Source organism: Paenibacillus sp. FSL F4-0087, assembly GCF_038020215.1.
Lineage (GTDB): Bacteria > Bacillota > Bacilli > Paenibacillales > Paenibacillaceae > Paenibacillus > Paenibacillus taichungensis.
The window spans coordinates 1,172,895-1,191,431 of sequence record NZ_JBBODJ010000001.1; the positions used below are offsets into that span (position 1 = coordinate 1,172,895).

Genomic DNA, 18,537 nt, shown 5'->3' on the forward strand with positions numbered 1-18,537 from the left:
GTGTTGACTTCAACATTTTCCGGACGAATGAACTACGAATCTAGGCTTCGTCCTTGAATTTAAAGCTTCGTGCAGCATATAGAAACGGCGTTCCTACCGCGGTCAATACAAATTTGATCACGTACGTCGTCAAGAAAATTTCAAGCCAGACGTCCCATGGATAGATGAAGGCAAAAGCGATCGTGCAGAATACCAGTGTATCCGCAAACGAACTGATGATCGAGCTACCGTTGGTACGTATCCACAACTGATTGCGCCCTGGCGCCACCTTACGCAGCCAAGTGTACAGTCGCACGTCCAGGAACTGACTGATGAAATAGGCTGTCAGACTTCCGAGTGCTAGCCGTGGTAGCAGACCAAACAGGGTTTTCATCGAATCCTGTGCAAAATCCGTCGATGCTGGCTCAAAGAACAATACCATCTGCATCAGCACTGTCGTCATGATCAATGTGAAGAACCCGAACCATACGGCTTTGCGCGCCTCACCCGGTCCATATTTCTCATTGAGCAGATCACTGGTCAGGTACATGCTAACATACATCGTATTACCCAGCGTTAGAACGATACCCATAATATCTATCGTTTTGGTCACCTGTATATTGGCAATGACTGTTGCCACACCAATCCAGGCATAAAGACCCTTTTTACCGAACAAGCGGTAACACAAAAGAAAAAAGCCATACGTTACGAGAACAAAAAGCGCTCCCCATCCTAAATTAAACAATATAAATACACTGCCTTCCTAGTTTTGATTACGCGGGATGGTTACGAACCGCGGTTTGGCTCTGGGCCAAAACATGAATACTCTATCACATTTCCCCAAGGTTGAACAGCACTAAATAACTCCAACTGACTTCAGGTGATATTTACGGTTACCCAACGGATGCTAAAAACAAAAAGCCGCCCTTCGGATTAACCCGAAGAACGACTGCTCTTGCATGGCTTGTGGCAGTAACTGCCATCCGCCTATTATGAATCTGAATTACACCTGAACGGCGGAATCCAGATCACGACTTTGGTCATTGAATGTATCCTGATCGTTTTCTTTCAAAATTTTACTGGATACGAGACCTGCGGTCATCGAATCGTTCACGTTCAGCGCCGTACGGCCCATGTCGATGAGCGGTTCAACCGAGATCAACAATCCTGCCAAAGCTACCGGCAGGTTCATCGTGGACAACACGATCAGGGAAGCGAAGGTTGCCCCGCCGCCTACACCGGCTACGCCGAATGAACTGACCACGACTACCAGGATCAGAGTAATGATGAAGTCCCAGCTCATCGGGTCGATCCCGACCGTAGGAGCAATCATCACCGCCAGCATGGCCGGATAAATCCCGGCACAGCCGTTTTGACCAATCGTAGCACCAAAGCTTGCCGACAGGTTCGCAATCCCGTCTGAAACACCCAATCTCTTCGTTTGTGTCTCCACGTTAAGCGGAATCGCTGCCGCACTTGAACGGGATGTGAAAGCAAAGATCAGTGTTGGCAGAACCTTTTTCACATACGTAATTGGATTGAATCCAAACAGTGAAATGATAATCAGGTGGATGATGAACATAACGATCAACGCCACGTAGGAAGCAATAACGAATTTGATCAGCTTCAGAATCTCATCCGGGTTCGTTGTGGCGGTTACCTTCGTAATCAGCGCCAAAATCCCGTAAGGCGTCAGCCTCAGCACCAGCGTTACAATCCGCATAACCACCGCATATACCGCATTAACCATGCCCCGGAACGTTTCCGCCTGCTGTGGTTTTTTGCGATCCAATCCCAGTACTGCCACACCGATAAAGGCCGAGAAAATAACAACAGCCAGTGTGGATGTACGACGCTCTCCGGTCATGTCCGCGAATGGATTCGACGGAATGAATTCCAGCACTTGCTGTGGAATCGTCTGATCCTTCACGTCAACTAGACGTTCCTCCATCTTCTGCCCCTGTGCGAGCTCTCGGTCTCCACCTTCGATCTCAATGGAAGTCAGGTTGAAGCTCAAGCTAGTCACAATACTTACACTTGCGGCAATCGCTGTCGTGATGAGCAGGATTGCAATAATCGAAAGGCTCATTTTACCGAGATTTTGCTTGCCTTTCAGATTCATGATGGCCGAAATGATGGAAACCATGATCAATGGAATCACGACCATTTGTAACAAACGAACATATCCTGAACCGGCCAGATTAAACCAATCGACCGACTTGGTAATGATGTCAGAATCAGATGTGTAGATCAGTTGCAAAATGACGCCATATACAACCCCAATGCCCAAACCCGCAAATACACGCTTGGTAAACGAAATATGTTTCTTCTGCATCCAGAACAGGACACCCAGAAGAGCGAGCATAACCACGACGTTCAAAATGATTAAAAAGGTATTCATCTGTATAAATCCTCCTCAGTGTGAGTAACCGGATATTCCGGTTTTCTACTCGCTCAAAAGCGATATTCAACAATATATCACATAACAAACTATTCTGGTAGGTATTAATTGATATTATGTAATATGCGTGTAACAAATTCATCTATTTCTGAAAAAAATACACTGAATCGTGAAAATTATTGTATTCAACCTCCGGTTAATTTTGTAATATAGGTATATCCGCTTATTCCCAAGTTTTCTCAACGTGAAAATTAGGCCTTTCTTCGTTGGTATTTAGTCTTACGATAACGGAAAAGCGATAATGTTAATGAACATGACGTGAAAGGATGATCCTATGTTTCGAAACCGCACCGTTGCCGGTAAAATTAGAGGCACTTTGTTCCTCGTACTGCTGGTTGCTTCCCTGTTGTTTAGTATCAGTTTCTATGCTGTCTCCATGAATATTATGCAGAGCTACGTGCTTCCACAGTTCGACAAGGTCCTGAGCACGTCCATTCAGGATATATACAAGAACACATCCGCTTCTAAAATTTTGCAAGTACAGAGTGGTGGAGCCGGATCTGAGGGTGCTGCACTGACCGTAGAATCCTATTTGGCTGGCAAAGCCAAAGAGCATAATCTGGACGGAGCATACGTGGTGTCCATTCAGGATGGTAAAGCTACCGTGGTCATCGCAAATACCTCCTCGGGTATGAAAGCCGGAGATGAGATTAAAGTAGAAGCAGCAATGAATGAGGCCATTGAGAAAAAGGAAATGGAAATCAGCCAGGTTTATGCCGATTCCTTCGGAGTACATAAAGCAGCCTTTATACCGATTGCAGGAAGTAACATGATCATGGCTGTCAGCATGGATGCCCAATTCATTCAGGACAAGATTGCACAGATCTTCTGGTTGTGCCTCGGTATCACAGCATTGGTCTTTGTGCTCGGATGGCTCATCTCGACAAGCATGATCAAACGTGTAACCAAACCGATTATCAAGCTCGTTCAACATAGCAAACAGATATCACAAGGAGATCTGACTGCTGAACTTCAGATTAAAGGTAAGGATGAAATTGCACAGCTCGCTGCTAGCTTCCAGACGATGACTCATAATCTGAAAGAAATGATTAGCCGCGCCCTCTCCACATCCAATGAAGTTGTCGAAGGCTCCAATGATTTGCTCAAACGGGTAGAATCCATGTCCGGTATGGTGAAAAACTCCAGTCGTTCTGCAGAAAGTGCCGAGAAAGGCAGCGTAAGCATCGCTTCCAGCGCGGCCGAAAATGCCAGAGCCATGGAAGAAATTACGCAAGGCATTATGCATATTGCTTCCTCTTCTGCCGAAGTATCCGAGCAGATCGGAGATGCTGCGAACGAAGCTGTTAACGGTAACCGCCTGGCACAGGATGCCATTCAGCAAATGGAACGTGTCGGTCAGACCGCAAGCGAATCTCTGCGTTATGTAGAAACGATGAACGAGCGCTCGATCGCGATAGGGACCATCGTACAATCCATTTTTGAAATTACGAAACAGATTAACATGCTGTCTCTCAACGCTTCCATTGAAGCAGCACGTGCGGGAGAGCATGGACGTGGGTTCGCCGTTGTTGCCGGAGAAGTACGCAAATTGGCGGAGCAATCCAAGACAGCTACAGAGGAAATCTCCGATTACCTGGGTACTATCCGTGAAGATGCTGAACGTTCCGTTGATGCCATGAACCGCGTAACCCAAGAGATCGGATCAGGTACTCACGTGGTTCAACAGGCAGGCTCCGCGTTCCAGCAGCTTAACGAGTTGATTCAGAACGTCAATCTGACCATTCAGACGGTATCCGCCTCTACCCAGCAAGTATCAGCTGGAGCTGAACAAGTCAGTGCTTCCGTGGAAGAAACAGCTCAAATCACTTCCAAGTCCCGTCAAAGCATGCAAGAGATTGCTTCTACAGCGGATCTCCAACTGAATGAGATGGACTCCCATTCCAGTACCGTACGGCATCTGCATGAACAAGCGGTAGAACTGCAATCCGCCATGAAGAACTTCAAAATAAACTAATCGGAATACCTTTAACCCATTGTTTCCATTTTCGAATCAAACTTAACATTAGATACTCAAATACCCCCATGCTCAGCATCGTTCCAGATTTTCAGGGAACGTTGCCACGCATGGGGGTATTCTTTTGGACTGCATATTATATAAATTGAATTCATGAATATTTACACGCTTCACGCCGATGACAGAACAACCTTCCTATCGTTGTTACCCCAAGCTTCCTTTTATTCAGGTGGCTGAACGCCCATAATCTCATATACACGCTGCATATCCAAAGAAGAACGTAATGATTCAGCTACACGGTCAAACTCTATTTCCTTACGTTCACGTGCGCTGTACGTCTCCCGTAGCGGAGCAAGTCCTTTTCCTTCACGTAGACCATTGAGCCATGAACGTCGGAACTGATCACTTTCAAACAAACCATGCAGGTACGTTCCCCACACTTTGCCGTCAGTCGTTCCCCACCCTTCATTAAAGGATTGCCCTCCCGGATGGGCGATCTCGAACAAGGCCGTTACACGTCCAGGCTCAAGACACTCGGTAACACCCATATGAATCTCGTATCCATTAATCTTCAACGAGTTTGCTGCATCACTTTCCTTGGGCAAACGAATTGGATGATGACTGTGAACATGCCCGGAGGCTCTTACCGTTTGTTTGTTCTGCAGAAATGTTGTCGATAAGGGCAGCCATCCCAACCCATGGGCTTCCTGAATCTGATTCGCTTCTACCGCAAATGGATCTTTGAGATGCTGACCGAGCATCTGATATCCACCACATATCCCAACAAGCTGAACATGTTCACGCTCCGTCTGGCTGGCAATCGCTTGCTCCAGTCCCGACGCACGCAGAAATGCCAGATCACCGATCGTATCCTTCGTACCTGGAAGCAGAATGGCGTCGGGATGCCCCAATTCATCGGGAGAAGTCACGTACCGCACATTCACATCCGGCTCCCTAGAAAGGGCATCAAAGTCTGTAAAGTTTGAAATACGCGGATAACGAATTACTGCCAGGTCCAGCTCCTGCTGACCGGATTTGCCGTGTCGCATCGAGTCCAGCACCACGGAGTCTTCCGCTTCAATCTGAATATCACTTATGTAAGGCAATACGCCCAATACAGGAATGCCTGTCCGTTCTTCAAGCCAGTCCAACCCAGGCTGCAGCAAGGACAGATCTCCACGAAACTTGTTGATGATGAATCCTTTTACACGCTGAACCTCATGCGGCTCAAGCAGCTCCAGAGTACCTACAATGGAGGCAAAGACACCGCCACGATCAATATCCGATATCAGAATAACCGGAGCATCCGCCCAGCCCGCCAGATTCATATTAACGATATCCCGATCCTTCAGATTGATCTCCGCAGGACTGCCTGCACCTTCCATCAGCACAATATCATATGTCGCGCGCAACCGATTCAGTGCATCCATGACCGTTTGTTTGGCTTCGGGTAGAAAATGCTGCCTGTAATCCCACGCACTCATCTGTGTAAGAGGCACACCGTGCACGACAATCTGAGAATGCATATCCCGAACCGGCTTGATCAGGATTGGATTCATATCCGTTGTCGCTTCAATGCCGCATGCCTCGGCTTGTGCTCCCTGGGCTCTTCCGATTTCCTTGCCGTCTTCCGTGACGTAAGAATTCAGTGCCATGTTCTGTGATTTGAACGGAGCCGGCCTGAAGCCATCCTGCTTGAATATTCGGCATAAGGCCGTCGTAATTACACTTTTCCCCACATCCGATGCCGTCCCTTGCAGCATTAATACTGCTGCCTTTTGTTCGGACGTTTGTGCAGAAGTATCTTCCACGTTCCCTCACCACCACTCTCAGCGTTATATCAAAAAGAATCCCTGTAACAGACTAAGTACCGTTAGCAGTGCGGCCTCAAGCAGCTCATTCATGGCTCCATATGTGTCCCCTGTAAGTCCACCCAGCCTTTCGCTGATACGCCCGGCAACGAATTTGCCAATCACATAACCAGCCAGTGGCACCACAATGATGGCTGCAACGGGATATAGCCACCATGGTAACGACACCAATCCATTCTCCGTCGCCAGCACCTGGAACATGGCTGTATCCGGCTGGAAGATCCATACCGCAGCCCATGTGATCACACCTGCCAGAATGGTTAGCCCAACCGCGGAGCTGCGTGCACGCTGGACTTCCCTCCGTTCCCCCAATCCCTTGAACAGGACAGCGAGTCCATCGTCCTTGCGGGCATTCGGCCAGGCCGCCATGGCATATACCATGAACCAACGGCTCCAGATCATCGGCAGGATAAGCAAAGCTCCATAAGCCCAGTTGCCACGTGCGATAAAGTCAGCAATCAATGACGCTTTCATCATCAACAGTAGGACACAAGCGATTACACCCATGGCCCCGACGCGGCTGTCTTTCATAATCTCCAGCATTCGCTCACGGGTTCGATAACTAAGCAGCCCATCTGCCGTATCCATCCAACCATCCAGATGAAGGCCTCCGGTTAGCCATACCCATAACGTCAAGGTTAACACCGCTGCCGGAAACGATGGAAGCAGTGCACCCATCAGGGCTCCGCCCAGCCAGACGCATAATCCGATGATCGCACCAACCAGCGGGTAATATACTACACTCTCCCGCAATAATGGCGGGGCGAAATCAAGCTGCATTTTTACCGGGAAACGGGACAGAAATTGAAAAGCGGCCGCAGCCGCATGTTTTTGTTCAAGATTGCCTTTACTCATAAACGATACTCCCTGCTTTTCAGCTCAATCGCAATGCCCACTGTCACCAGAAACACTTCGCGGCAAATCGCTGCAATCCGCTGATTGAGAATGCCCGCCAGATCCCGATATCTTCTGCCCAGCGCATACTCCGGCACAATACCGTCCCCTACTTCATTGGTGACAAGCACGAGCAGACCCGGGTACGACTGGATGGCCGCGACCAGCGCGTCCATATGATCGTACAGCACCTGCACCGGTTCATGTTCATGCGCTAACAGCACATTGCTGAGCCACAGTGTGAGACAATCTACCAGAACGGTCGGTGCAGACGTACCTGTATGGGACTCTCCCATTCGTGTAATTAACTCAGGCAATGCCAGCGGTTCCTCCACCGTATGCCATAGATATCCTGCTTCATCCCGCTGGCTCTGATGCAGGCGTATACGCTCGCGCATCTCGTCATCATAAGCTTGAGCCGTAGCGACATACCAAGCCTCAGAGGATCGCTGCATACAGAGACGCTCGGCAAACGAACTTTTGCCACTTCGCGCCCCGCCTGTCACGAGTACACTCATGAGGATACCTCTCCTTGTACAGATGAATCAGCAGAAGCTGATGAAGACTCCGTAGGTTGAGTCTCGTTCGTGCCACCAGATACACCCGCACTTGCAAATGTCGCCATCTCGTTCAAAATGCGGCATGACGCATCAATCAGATGAAGACTAAGCACGCCTCCGGTACCTTCACCCAGTCGCATGTCCAGATCCAGCATGGGCTTCAGACCCAGCTCACGCAGCAACGCTGCATGTCCACTTTCATGCGATGTGTGGGAAGCAATCATGTATTCTGCGCTGAGCGGAGCAAGATGACTCGCAATCAACGCGGCAGCGGTGGAGATAAATCCATCCACGACAACCGGGCATCCGTTTGCAGCAGCAGCGAGAATCACGCCTGTCAGTCCGGCAATCTCCAGTCCGCCCACTTTGCACAGTACATCGAGTGCATCCTCTGCATTCGGAGCATTCACGCTGAGGGCCTGGCTGACTACTGCGGCTTTGCGCTGCAAACCGATATCATCTACGCCTGTTCCCCGGCCAACCGCTGAAGCAGGTGCTGTTCCGGTTAATGCACACATCACCGCAGCGCTAGCAGTTGTATTCCCGATCCCCATCTCTCCGGTCACAAACAACTGCGTTCCCTTCGCAACCTCGGTGGAGACCACTTCAGCTCCTGCAAGAATGGCCTCAATCGCTTCGCCCCGGGTCATTGCAGCACCCTTCGCCATGTTGGCTGTTCCTTTGCGGACTTTGCGGGAGACCAGTTCTGGATGATCCAGATCCGCATTCACGCCGATATCCACACAGATCACATGAGCTCCAGCGTGGCGCGCAAGCACATTGACAGCCGCTCCCCCTGCTAGGAAATTCAGGACCATCTGCGGCGTTACCTCAGCAGGAAAAGCGCTAATCCCTTCTTCAACCACCCCATGATCCGCAGCCATAACGATGACAGCTCTTCGATCAAAGCAAGGCCGAGCCTCACCGGTGATTCCCGCCAGACGAATAACTAGCTGTTCAAGCTTGCCCAGACTGCCGGGAGGCTTCGTCAATGCATCCACATGCGCGGAAGCCTCAGCCGCAACTGCCTCATGTGGACCCACGATCCGACCCATTAACTGTTCCAACACCTGTTCATTATTCATACAGCCAGCACTTCCTTTATCAAAATATGGGGTCTCCCCCGCCTCATTCATTTCTTCTCTCGTCTTAGCAAAAGCTGTGGCAATCCATTGTCGGGATGATTCACCATGGCCGGGCTCACCCGGAAGATCTCCCGAATGTTCTCTTCCGTCATCAACGAATGGGGTGTGCCACTGCCTACACAAGTCCCGTCACGCAGCGCCAGAATATGATCGCAAAATTGCGCGGCCAGATTCAGATCATGCAGCACCGCCACAATCGTAATATGATTTTTTTGACGCCACGCTGATAATAACTCCATGAATTGCAATTGATATTTGATATCGAGAAAGGTGGTTGGCTCGTCCAGCAATAATAGCCTGGGTTCCTGAGCCATGACTTTGGCAAGCGCAACCCGCTGCCGTTGCCCGCCACTTAGTGCATCCAAAGGTCGTTCGGCCATGTCACTCAGACCCAACTCCTCTAACACCTTATCAACTACCGCTGCTCCATCCGACGATTCTTTGCCAAGCCAGTTCTGGTAAGGGTAGCGTCCCATCTCGACAACATCCCTTACGGGATAAGAGATGGCCGGCAGTCCATCCTGCTGCAAGACAGCAATCATGCGCGACAGATCTTTACGGGTGTATGAGGAAATGTCGCGTCCATCAATCTGTATGCTGCCTACGTTCGGCAGTTCGGTTCCGGCAAGTAGCTGAAGTAGGGTCGATTTTCCACTGCCGTTTGGACCAACAACGCCCCACCATTCACCCTCTGTGACTTGCCAGTCCACCGCATGCAGAGCCCGATGGTTACCATACATTTTACCAGCTTCTTTGACTTCTATCATCGGCCGACTCTTGGTAAGGTCTGTTTTCATGAATGTACTCATGGCATCATCCCCTTCCGCAGCTTTTTGTTCCGGTGTAACAGATACGCAAAAAATGGCGCTCCAACAAAAGCCGTGACCACACCCAGCGGAATTTCGGTTGGAGCCAGCAATGAGCGTGCAATCGTATCTGCCCAGACCATGAAGATGGCTCCCCCAATCGCTGACAAAGGCACCAGCAAGCGATAATCAGGTCCGACGATGAGCCGAAGAATATGCGGAATGACCAAGCCGACGAAGCCAATCACGCCGGATACGGAGACAGCGCCTGCGGTAAGCAGCGTACCCACAGCTAACACCGACAGTTTCAATCCATCCACCTTAACCCCGATATGAGCAGCCTGTCGTTCCCCCAAGGCAAGCACATTCAACGAACGTGCACGGCTCCAGAGGAAAATTAGCCCCAGTACAAAATACGGGAAAAGGATGGCCGTATACGACCACCCACGCAGTGCCAGACTTCCCATCGTCCAGTATATAATTTCATTAATTGTCTGCTTCGACATGGTCGACAGGAAGGAGACTACGGCTCCCAGGAAACTTTGCATGACCACGCCAGCCAGAATCAGGCTGTGTGTCGGTATTTTGCGTCCCTCACGAGCGAGGGCCAGTACAAACCACAATGTGATTACTCCCGTCAGAAACGCGACCAGTGGCAGAGTCCAGATCCCAATCAGTGCATACTGCAATCCGAAAAAAATCAGAAAAGCCGCACCTACCGATGCACCGGACGATACGCCCAGGGTAAACGGATCAGCCAGAGGGTTACGAAGAACCCCCTGGAATCCAGTTCCGGCAATCGCCAGCGATGCACCTACAAGCACGGCAAGCAGTACACGTGGGAATCTGACCTTCCATATAATCTGTTCTGCTGCTGTATTCCAGTCAGGAACAATCCAGTCGCCCAGCCAGGGAATGCGATGAAGCAAGATGCCCGCAATGTCCAAGGCAGGCAGGGCAACCGAACCGATGCCCGTGCAGATGAGCACGGTTAACACAAGCAGCACAATTCCGGCCGTTCCGTACACTGCCAGCTTTTTACTCATTTGAACAGATCAGGGTAGATCGCTTTGGCTACTTCTTTCAGACCTTGGGTTACCCGTGGTCCCGGACGGCTCAACAGGTTGGCATCCAGACCGATGACTGCATCGTTCTTCACAGCCGTGATTTGATCCCATCCGCTGCGTGCTTTGATGATTTGATCCAATGTTTTGGAATTTTCATCAATAACATCGTTCGCATACAGAATGACGTCCGGATTGGAAGCAATAATGTTCTCTTCATTAATCTGGTTCCAGCCAGTCAAGTCGGAAGCTACGTTGTTTCCTCCGGCCAGTGTGATCAATTCATCCATGAATTCGCCTTTACCCACAGTCCAGCCTGGGGAGAACTCAACATATACTTTTTTCTTTTCTTCTGGTTTAACTGCCTTCACAGCTTCAGTTACATCAGCCACATCTTGTTTCATCTGAGTGGTGATCTCCTGTGCTTTTTCCTGATGATCCGTGATTTTACCAAATGTTTCAATGTTATTCATCACATCATCCACTGATTTAGGATCTGTTTTGAAAATGGTAATGCCCAGATCGCGCAGTTTCTTAACAGACTCTTCGCTCATCGAGATACCTGTAAATACGATATCTGCTTCAGCCGCAATGATAGACTCTTCATTAGGCTTTGTTATGCCGCCCATTTTTGGTTTCTTTGTTGCTGCTTCCGGATAATCGTCATAGTCGGATACCCCTACGATCTGCTCGTCCAATCCGAGTGCGAACAGGGATTCCGTTTCAGCTGGAGATACAGATACGATTTTGGCTGGTGCTTTGTCAAAGGTAAATGATTCACCCGTAGCATCTGTAACCGTGAGTGGATATTGTGTTTTGAGATCTGTCTGCGCCTGTTCCTGGGATTGCTCCTGTGCAGGTTGCGAGGTTCCTGTACCCTCGTTCGTTGTTGTTGTACCACATCCGGCCAACGTCAGTGCCAGCATCGCTGCGCTCAGCAGTGACGCTACGCCTTTCCATGTCTTGAAATTCATTGTGTTCATTCTCCCCTTCTCTATCCATTCTAGTGAGTAGTGCTCCTGTCCCAATTCCGCTTGAATTTGTGTTCCGAAAAAATAAAATCCCCAATCCTTGGGTCAGGATCAGGGATGACGTCTCGCATGTGGCGATCTATGCATGGTCAGCTTGGCGCTGTAAATGCACAGAGAACTGCCCGAAACGCTGTCCTTTCCTCGAAGGAACACCGGTTTGTACGTCCAGGGCAGGTAACCTGACTTACAGGAATTCATCCTGATTTACAGTGGCGGGACCGTGCCGGATTTACACCGGCTTCCCTATTTCACCCGTTTGCCGTTCATGGCCTCATATGAACCCATGAAACATTGCTACATGCACGCGGGACCCTTGGTCGCTAATATTGTTCAACCATTCAAGTGAGCATCTTGCATCCTCGGTAGAGCTCATTGCGCCTCCATCCAAAGATGCACTTGCTAAGTCACACTTCTGTTGTGATTATAGGTTATATTGTACATCCTTACAACCCGATTTACGGAAAAGTCAATCTGGTTCCAACCCAGTTGTCCCCATCACCATCCAGCCGGATCTTGATCGCTTGACCTGGTATCACCTGCGTATCCCAAAATCCTTGATCTGGAATGAGACGTGATACCATATAACGAATAACACCGCCATGTGTAATTACGGCTATCTTTGGCACATTTAAGCTGCGAGAGTGCAGTATTGGTGAAAAGGACATCAGACTCTCTTTCAGAAATGAATCAATCCGCGCAGTAAATGCTGTCCAAGGCTCGCCACTCGGTGGCGTTACCTCCTGGGGCGCATCGATCCAGTCTCGGTACTGCGGATTGTCCTTGAGCTGATCGTAGGTCAACCCCTCCCACTGACCAAAGTCAATCTCCCTTAGTCGGGGATCAAGCTTGGCCTGTCCCGCTTGGGACGGCGCAATGTGTGTAAGTGTCTGCTGACAACGCAGCAGATCACTGCAATACAGGGCTTCGCATGTGATATTGCTGAATTGCTCACGCTGCGAAGATAGCTCCTGCTCTGCTCCGGGCAACAGTCCGATGTCGGAATGCCCTAGATATCTTTTTTCCAAATTCCACGCCGTTGTCCCGTGACGTATCAAAATAAGCTCACGACTTTGCATGCCACTAGGTCCAGCTTCTATCTCCATAACAGTGCACCTCCAGCAGACCATATCCCTAAGGTGACCAACCAACATACTAAAACAAAAGAACCTGCCGACCAGAACATAAGCCGTGTTGTTCGTACAATATCTTCTGCTTCCATCCGCCTTGTAAGCTCGCCCATATATGCGCGAAATGAAGCCACGCCGTGATATACGTTATGCCCGCCAAGTCTTATGCCCAGCGCTCCAGCCACCGCCGACTCGGGGAAACCGCTATTTGGGCTTGGGTGCAGTCGTGCATCCCGGGATACCATACGTGCAGCCCCTCTGGCATCCATCTTCATGCACCAGGCTCCTATAATTAACAGCAAAGCGGTAAGCCGCGCGGGAATCCAATTGGCCCAATCATCGAGACGGGCAGACGCCCAGCCGAGATGCAGATATTTTTCATTTTTATAACCTACCATGGAATCCAGTGTATTCACCGCCCGATAGGCCATGGCAAGGGGTGCACCACCAATCAGGGCATAGAACAGTGGAGAGACGATAGCATCCACGATATTCTCCGCCACAGTCTCCACCGTTCCCCGTACAATCTCCGGTTCATCCAGATGAGCCGTATCACGTCCTACAATCATACCCAGTGAACGTCTCGCCGCAGGCCAGTCCTGTTGACTCAGATGGCGGTAAACTTCCATGCCTGCATCCTTCAAACCTTTCGAGGCAATGGTGGTTGCTATTAGCGCCACTTCTGCCACAACCGAAACAGCGGGATGAATAAGACCCAGCACATAGATTAATCCCCAAGTCAGTGCAAAAGAACCGCCTGCAATCAAAAGGGGAAATAAAACGCCAGCTCTTTTGAGAGCCTGGTTCGAGTCCACCCGCGACCTTATCGCCCGCTCCAGTGCAGAGATGGCCTTTCCCATGCCAATCACCGGGTGGGGAATCCAGCGTGGATCACCGATGCAGCGATCCAATATGTATGCTCCTATAATAATCCAGGCTCCAGCCATTCCCGTCCAGATCGGCCAGGAAGCCCATTGATGCAGCAGAGATGTCATTGCTTGTTATTCCTCTCTTTCCACTCCTGCGCGGCTTGCAGGCTTTCCGTTATTGTGTCATACACCAGCCTGCCAATCGCTGCACCCATGACTGTAGCCGTCCCGGCGTAACTGATGAGCGGTTTATTTACATCAGCCTGACTTACCGCGAGTACGATGGCATCCGTTGTTGTTCCGGTTGCAGTCAGACCATTCTCTGAATCCGCCACACCGAAATCAGCTAACGCAGCGGCCTTCGCCTCCACCGCAGTCTGAATGGCATTCACCATCGCTCCAGCAGTCATACGCCCATTCATCCACAACATGATATTGATCGTACCGGGAGTATAGGTTGAAGCCGAAACCTTCCCAATTTTCTGGGACACCGTCCCATTGCTCATCTTATTCCCCGCAGCATCAAATACGGTTCTTGCAGAACCTGCCCGTGCAGCATTGGATACCCCTGCTGTAGTGCAGCAAAGTAATCCGAAATCATCACTTTCGTATTCCTGGATCGCTGTGTGCTCCAATCGAACCGCAGTCAGAAGACCGGCACATTGATCCTGTGGCTCCTGCCATTCACTCAACAGATCAGCAATATCACGTGGTGGATCGTCACAGCGATAATGTCTGTCCACATAGATGTTGAATATACGATCCAGTTCAATCATGCCCCCTCCATACACGGCACTGGAAAGGGCTGTTACAGCAGAAGGACTGGACGCTTTAATATGCCGCTCATGTGCGGAGACATGTAATCCAGGCCACACAGAAGATCTGTATTCGTTCTGGTCCTTTAGTACATGGGAGTAACAATTATAGAATGGCAGTGCCATCGCTTTGTCCCCCTGCCTCTAACCCGGTTGTCGGATTAGGCGTAATTACGCTTCCCATGGTTTCCAGCATACGTCCGTTAGCCTCTGCGTCCTTAACCGCAAAACGTACATGTCGTTCCCCAAGTCCGGGATACATCGCGCAGCTTCGGATCAGTATTCCCCGTTCACCGAGAGCAGCCTGCATGGATGTCGCTGTCCATGGTTCTGGAAGAGCTGCCAGTATAAAGTTCGCTTCCCCTCGCGTTACCTTACATCCCAAAGCTTCCAGACCTTCCGTTAATCTCTTTCGCTCGTGTGACACCAGTGCCAATGTCTCCTGTTCAAAATTTTCCCCACTGCGTAGACAGGCTTCTCCTGCGATCAGTGCAAGTCCATTCACACTCCAGGTTACCTGTTTCTCTGTCATGGCACGAATCAGTTCGGGACGCCCCATCGCATAACCCAGACGCAGGCCTGGAATCGCATAAAACTTGGTCATGGAACGAATGATGATCACTTGCGGATACTCTTTCAAGTTGGATGCAAGCGATTGCCGCTGTGATTCAGGAATAAAATCGATAAATGCCTCATCGACAACCAATATTGTGCCTGTTGTCTCTGCATTACGAGCAAGCCTTTGTAGAACGTCCACCGGATACTGAACCCCATTGGGGTTGTTGGGCTGTCCAAGGAACAGCAGGTCCACCCGCTCCATCAGCTTCTCAATATCTTCCGGTTCTGCTCGCCAGTCCAGTTCTTCCCGTCCTTGAACACGGTGGACTTCTGCTCTAAATTGTCTGGATAATGTGCTGTACTCCGAAAAGCCGGGCTCTACAGTACCTACTCTACGCGGCGCGAGTCCCAGTAAGATTAGAGCCATGCTTTCCGCCGCCCCGTTACCCACAGATATGTGATCCGGGGTTAAACCCAGTCGGTCACTAAGCAACATTTTGAACGCCCGATGACCCGGATCGGGGTAACGAAGTACCGTATGCATTCCTTGCTCCAGAGCCTTTAGCACTTCCCGTGGTGGACCCAGAGGATTAATGTTTGCGCTAAAATCGAGGAAATCCGCAGGATTCCCTCCAAAACGTGCCGCGGCCGTCTCCACATCACCGCCATGTCCGAAAACTTCAATTAAACCGGTCATCCTGTCCGTCATCCTTTCTGCATGTCCTTTTTATTATGGATGTCGTGGCAGGCAGGGGTCAATCCTGATTTGACTATTCGAGCCCTTTGCGGCTTCAATTTCTTTGTGTCCTTTCGACAATTCGTTTACAATAGAGAAGGAATTTCGATTCCGTAAAGCATCACTACATAAGGGATATACATCCCTCACATACATTAATGGAGGAATGACCATGCTGTTTGTTGATAACCAGGGCATTACAGATCCTTCTGTAAACCTCGCCATCGAGGAATACATTCTGAAGCATCTGCCGATGGATGACAGTTATTTGCTGTTTTACATCAACCGCCCGTCCATTATTATCGGAAAACACCAGAATACCATTGAAGAGATCAACATTGAGTATGTTCAGGATAACGGTGTTCAAGTCGTACGTCGTCTTTCGGGAGGCGGAGCCGTTTATCACGATCTGGGCAACCTCAATTTCAGCTTTATTACCAAAGATGACGGACAATCCTTCCATAACTTCCGCAAATTCACGCAGCCTGTGGTGGAAGCCCTGCAAGAGCTCGGAGTTAATGCCGAACTGACGGGACGTAACGATCTGCAAGTCGGAGAGAAGAAAATTTCGGGCAACGCCCAATTCTCTACGCGTGGCCGTATGTTCAGTCACGGCACATTGATGTTCAACCTGAACCTCGACCACGTACAGGCTTCACTCAACGTTAATCCGGAGAAGTTCAAGTCCAAGAGCACCAAATCCGTACGCAGTCGTGTTGCGAATATTCGTGATCTTATCGACAGCAATCTGACCATAGAACAATTCCGGGACGAGCTGTTGCGCCACATTTTCCGTATGGAGCCACAAGATGTTCCTCAATATGAACTCACAGAGAAAGACTGGGACAAGATCAACGAAATCTCTGCTGAGCGTTATAACAATTGGGACTGGAACTACGGGCTTTCTCCAGAAAGCAATGTGAAGCATACCCGTAAATTCCCTGTCGGCATCATCGATTTGCGCATGAATATCAAAGATGGACGGATTGAAGATATCAAAATCTTTGGTGATTTCTTCGGCGTAGGCGATGTAGCAGATATCGAAGATATGCTGCGTGGCAAGCGTTACGAGGAATCTGAGGTGCGTACTGCACTTGAGGGTCTGGATGTAAAACATTACTTCGGTAACCTGGAGCTGGAGGACTTTATTGGCCTCATTTTCCTTGAGGAGTAAGTAATTTAGATGTATATAGATGTTTTGAACTAACTATGATCACTGAAACGGAGAGGACAGAAAAAACCTGTAAAAGCGAAGCGTTCACCTTTATCACCGGATTTCCCCCTTATAAGAGGGATCAAAAAATCTGGGGATAACAGTGATTGGAAGGTTATTCTGTCATCGTAGTGCTTGTGTGAGTTTATTTAGTTCAATTAAATAGATACAGATAAAAAAGGAGAGAAACACAGATGACCTACAAATTAATCGCAATTGACATTGATGATACTCTGATTAACGATAACAAGGAAGTAACGCCTGCAACACAGACTGCCCTGGAACAGGCGGTAGCTCATGGTGTCGTTGTAACACTGGCAACTGGACGTGCTTATGCTTCTGCACAAGCACTCGCTCGCCAAACGAAGCTGAACGTGCCAATCATTACGTATCAAGGCGCTTTGGTGAAAAACTTGCTGGACGAAAAAGTACTCTACGAGCGCTACGTTCCACAGGACGCTTCCCGCAAATTATACGACTACTGCCTGGAGCATAATCTGCACCTGCAAACGTACATTGACGACAAGCTGTATGCCCGTGAAGAAAACGACAAGCTGCGTGACTACGCCAAACTGAATGGTACTCAGTACCACATTGAACCAGATTTCATCAAAGTGATCGAGCAAAAAACACCGAAACTGCTCATCATCGATGAGCCGGATTACCTCGATGAGGTTGCGGTTGCCCTGCGCGAACTGCTCGGATCAGAAGTACACATCACCAAGTCCAAGCCATACTTCCTTGAAATTATGCACCGCGAAGGAACGAAAGGCCATGCACTCACCTTCCTGGCAGATCACTTCGGTCACCAATTGAGCGAGTGCATTGCCATCGGGGATTCCTGGAATGACCATGAGATGCTGGAAGTTGCTGGTCTTGGAGTAGCGATGGGGAATGCCATCCCTGCTCTGAAAGAGCTGGCAGATTACATTACCGCGAGCAATAACGAAGACGGCGTGAAGCAAGTGATTGAGAAGTTTGTGCTGAACGCAGAGTAAGCTTTTTAAGAAGTCAAATCTATATAAAACATGTTATTTCAAGATACAATGAAACAGCCCTGCACGGTGATGAATCGCTTGTGCAGGGCTGTTTCTGTAATAAAACTGTTAATTATTCTGATTACCATACTTCTCGTCAAATTCACGATTCCGCTCACTGATCTCCTTCATTAATCTCCCTTTGGATAAATCGGCTAATGGCCTAGGGAGCAGGAACGTAACTCCTATAATGAATAAAAGAATGGCCAAAATAAGTCCAATGATGCCACCCGTTTCAAAAGCAGATTGCAAATAACGCCCCCACTGATTGGACCAGATCGTTACGTCAGGTAAATGCATTATGGTCCCAATATGAATCATGCCATAGAGCACGATTCCCGCAAACAATAAAACAGCACCGATCCCCTGTCTATTCAAATGGATGACTCGCCTCAT

17 protein-coding genes and 1 riboswitch are annotated in these 18,537 nt (G+C 49.4%); of the genes, 3 read left to right on the plus strand and 14 right to left on the minus strand.

Annotated features, from left to right (window positions below; all coding sequences use genetic code 11):
- Positions 1–40 precede the first annotated feature (40 nt).
- Together MHB84_RS05710 and MHB84_RS05715 are read right to left on the minus strand one after the other, a co-directional pair.
- The gene (locus MHB84_RS05710; RefSeq protein ID WP_076291758.1) at positions 41–724 is read right to left on the minus strand and encodes a queuosine precursor transporter; all 684 of its coding nucleotides are present in this window, start codon (positions 722–724) and stop codon (positions 41–43) included.
- A gap of 258 nt (positions 725–982) precedes the next feature.
- The gene (locus tag MHB84_RS05715; protein WP_076291757.1) at positions 983–2,380 is read right to left on the minus strand and encodes an L-cystine transporter; all 1,398 of its coding nucleotides are present in this window, start codon (positions 2,378–2,380) and stop codon (positions 983–985) included.
- 334 nt (positions 2,381–2,714) lie between these two features.
- Here MHB84_RS05715 and MHB84_RS05720 point away from each other — a divergent pair, with 334 nt between their 5' ends.
- On the plus strand, positions 2,715–4,415 hold the full coding sequence (locus tag MHB84_RS05720) for a methyl-accepting chemotaxis protein (RefSeq protein WP_076291756.1): 1,701 nt from the start codon (positions 2,715–2,717) through the stop codon (positions 4,413–4,415).
- A 221-nt stretch (positions 4,416–4,636) separates the two neighbouring features.
- Here the strand turns inward: MHB84_RS05720 and MHB84_RS05725 are convergent, their stop codons facing one another.
- The 11 genes from MHB84_RS05725 to cobD all read right to left on the minus strand — a co-directional run bounded on the left by MHB84_RS05725 (position 4,637) and on the right by cobD (position 15,864).
- Positions 4,637–6,178, minus strand: coding sequence for a cobyric acid synthase (locus MHB84_RS05725; protein ID WP_076291815.1), 1,542 nt, complete (start codon positions 6,176–6,178; stop codon positions 4,637–4,639).
- 72 nt (positions 6,179–6,250) lie between these two features.
- On the minus strand, positions 6,251–7,141 hold the full coding sequence (gene cobS, locus MHB84_RS05730; protein WP_076291755.1) for an adenosylcobinamide-GDP ribazoletransferase: 891 nt from the start codon (positions 7,139–7,141) through the stop codon (positions 6,251–6,253).
- The gene (gene cobU / locus MHB84_RS05735; protein ID WP_076291754.1) at positions 7,138–7,698 is read right to left on the minus strand and encodes a bifunctional adenosylcobinamide kinase/adenosylcobinamide-phosphate guanylyltransferase; all 561 of its coding nucleotides are present in this window, start codon (positions 7,696–7,698) and stop codon (positions 7,138–7,140) included. Before cobU ends, cobS begins: the two co-directional genes overlap by 4 nt.
- Entirely contained in the window at positions 7,695–8,825 is a 1,131-nt protein-coding gene (gene cobT, locus MHB84_RS05740; RefSeq protein ID WP_076291814.1) for a nicotinate-nucleotide--dimethylbenzimidazole phosphoribosyltransferase, read from the minus strand. The genes cobU and cobT overlap by 4 nt, the downstream gene beginning before the upstream one ends.
- Before the next feature lie 47 nt (positions 8,826–8,872).
- Positions 8,873–9,694: an ABC transporter ATP-binding protein gene (locus MHB84_RS05745; protein WP_076291753.1), complete on the minus strand. Its 822-nt coding sequence runs from the start codon at positions 9,692–9,694 to the stop codon at positions 8,873–8,875.
- Positions 9,691–10,737, minus strand: coding sequence for a FecCD family ABC transporter permease (locus tag MHB84_RS05750; protein ID WP_076291752.1), 1,047 nt, complete (start codon positions 10,735–10,737; stop codon positions 9,691–9,693). Before MHB84_RS05750 ends, MHB84_RS05745 begins: the two co-directional genes overlap by 4 nt.
- Positions 10,734–11,738, minus strand: a complete 1,005-nt coding sequence (locus tag MHB84_RS05755; RefSeq protein WP_076291751.1) for an ABC transporter substrate-binding protein — start codon at positions 11,736–11,738, stop codon at positions 10,734–10,736. The genes MHB84_RS05750 and MHB84_RS05755 overlap by 4 nt, the downstream gene beginning before the upstream one ends.
- Before the next feature lie 200 nt (positions 11,739–11,938).
- A riboswitch (cobalamin riboswitch) is annotated at positions 11,939–12,086 on the minus strand.
- A gap of 155 nt (positions 12,087–12,241) precedes the next feature.
- Complete coding sequence (locus MHB84_RS05760) at positions 12,242–12,889, minus strand: histidine phosphatase family protein (RefSeq protein WP_076291750.1); 648 nt, start codon at positions 12,887–12,889, stop codon at positions 12,242–12,244.
- Positions 12,880–13,860, minus strand: coding sequence for an adenosylcobinamide-phosphate synthase CbiB (cbiB, locus tag MHB84_RS05765; protein WP_076291813.1), 981 nt, complete (start codon positions 13,858–13,860; stop codon positions 12,880–12,882). Before cbiB ends, MHB84_RS05760 begins: the two co-directional genes overlap by 10 nt.
- Positions 13,861–13,904: 44 nt before the next feature.
- The gene (locus MHB84_RS05770; RefSeq protein ID WP_076291749.1) at positions 13,905–14,723 is read right to left on the minus strand and encodes an adenosylcobinamide amidohydrolase; all 819 of its coding nucleotides are present in this window, start codon (positions 14,721–14,723) and stop codon (positions 13,905–13,907) included.
- Entirely contained in the window at positions 14,704–15,864 is a 1,161-nt protein-coding gene (gene cobD, locus MHB84_RS05775) for a threonine-phosphate decarboxylase CobD (protein WP_076291748.1), read from the minus strand. The genes MHB84_RS05770 and cobD overlap by 20 nt, the downstream gene beginning before the upstream one ends.
- 199 nt (positions 15,865–16,063) lie before the next feature.
- Here cobD and MHB84_RS05780 point away from each other — a divergent pair, with 199 nt between their 5' ends.
- Both MHB84_RS05780 and MHB84_RS05785 read left to right on the plus strand, forming a co-directional pair.
- A complete protein-coding gene (locus MHB84_RS05780; protein ID WP_063564381.1) occupies positions 16,064–17,065 on the plus strand; it encodes a lipoate--protein ligase in 1,002 nt (333 codons plus the stop codon).
- 233 nt (positions 17,066–17,298) lie between these two features.
- Positions 17,299–18,102 (plus strand): Cof-type HAD-IIB family hydrolase, encoded by an 804-nt coding sequence (locus MHB84_RS05785; protein ID WP_076291747.1) that lies wholly within the window; start codon positions 17,299–17,301, stop codon positions 18,100–18,102.
- Between the two features lie 108 nt (positions 18,103–18,210).
- Here MHB84_RS05785 and MHB84_RS05790 read toward each other — a convergent pair whose 3' ends face one another.
- Positions 18,211–18,519, minus strand: coding sequence for a hypothetical protein (locus tag MHB84_RS05790; RefSeq protein WP_076291746.1), 309 nt, complete (start codon positions 18,517–18,519; stop codon positions 18,211–18,213).
- Positions 18,520–18,537 lie beyond the last annotated feature (18 nt).

Bases quoted from the DNA above. Each gene is read 5' to 3' on its own strand.
- cobS (WP_076291755.1), bottom strand. From the start codon at position 7,141: ATGAGTAAAGGCAATCTTGAACAAAAACATGCGGCTGCGGCCGCTTTT.
- MHB84_RS05750 (WP_076291752.1), bottom strand. From the start codon at position 10,737: ATGAGTAAAAAGCTGGCAGTGTACGGAACGGCCGGAATTGTGCTGCTT.
- cobT (WP_076291814.1), bottom strand. From the start codon at position 8,825: ATGAATAATGAACAGGTGTTGGAACAGTTAATGGGTCGGATCGTGGGT.
- MHB84_RS05770 (WP_076291749.1), bottom strand. From the start codon at position 14,723: ATGGCACTGCCATTCTATAATTGTTACTCCCATGTACTAAAGGACCAG.
- cobD (WP_076291748.1), bottom strand. From the start codon at position 15,864: ATGACGGACAGGATGACCGGTTTAATTGAAGTTTTCGGACATGGCGGT.
- cbiB (WP_076291813.1), bottom strand. From the start codon at position 13,860: ATGGCTGGAGCCTGGATTATTATAGGAGCATACATATTGGATCGCTGC.
- MHB84_RS05720 (WP_076291756.1), top strand. From the start codon at position 2,715: ATGTTTCGAAACCGCACCGTTGCCGGTAAAATTAGAGGCACTTTGTTC.
- cobU (WP_076291754.1), bottom strand. From the start codon at position 7,698: ATGAGTGTACTCGTGACAGGCGGGGCGCGAAGTGGCAAAAGTTCGTTT.
- MHB84_RS05760 (WP_076291750.1), bottom strand. From the start codon at position 12,889: ATGGAGATAGAAGCTGGACCTAGTGGCATGCAAAGTCGTGAGCTTATT.
- MHB84_RS05785 (WP_076291747.1), top strand. From the start codon at position 17,299: ATGACCTACAAATTAATCGCAATTGACATTGATGATACTCTGATTAAC.
- MHB84_RS05745 (WP_076291753.1), bottom strand. From the start codon at position 9,694: ATGAGTACATTCATGAAAACAGACCTTACCAAGAGTCGGCCGATGATA.
- MHB84_RS05755 (WP_076291751.1), bottom strand. From the start codon at position 11,738: ATGAACACAATGAATTTCAAGACATGGAAAGGCGTAGCGTCACTGCTG.
- MHB84_RS05715 (WP_076291757.1), bottom strand. From the start codon at position 2,380: ATGAATACCTTTTTAATCATTTTGAACGTCGTGGTTATGCTCGCTCTT.
- MHB84_RS05780 (WP_063564381.1), top strand. From the start codon at position 16,064: ATGCTGTTTGTTGATAACCAGGGCATTACAGATCCTTCTGTAAACCTC.
- MHB84_RS05725 (WP_076291815.1), bottom strand. From the start codon at position 6,178: ATGCTGCAAGGGACGGCATCGGATGTGGGGAAAAGTGTAATTACGACG.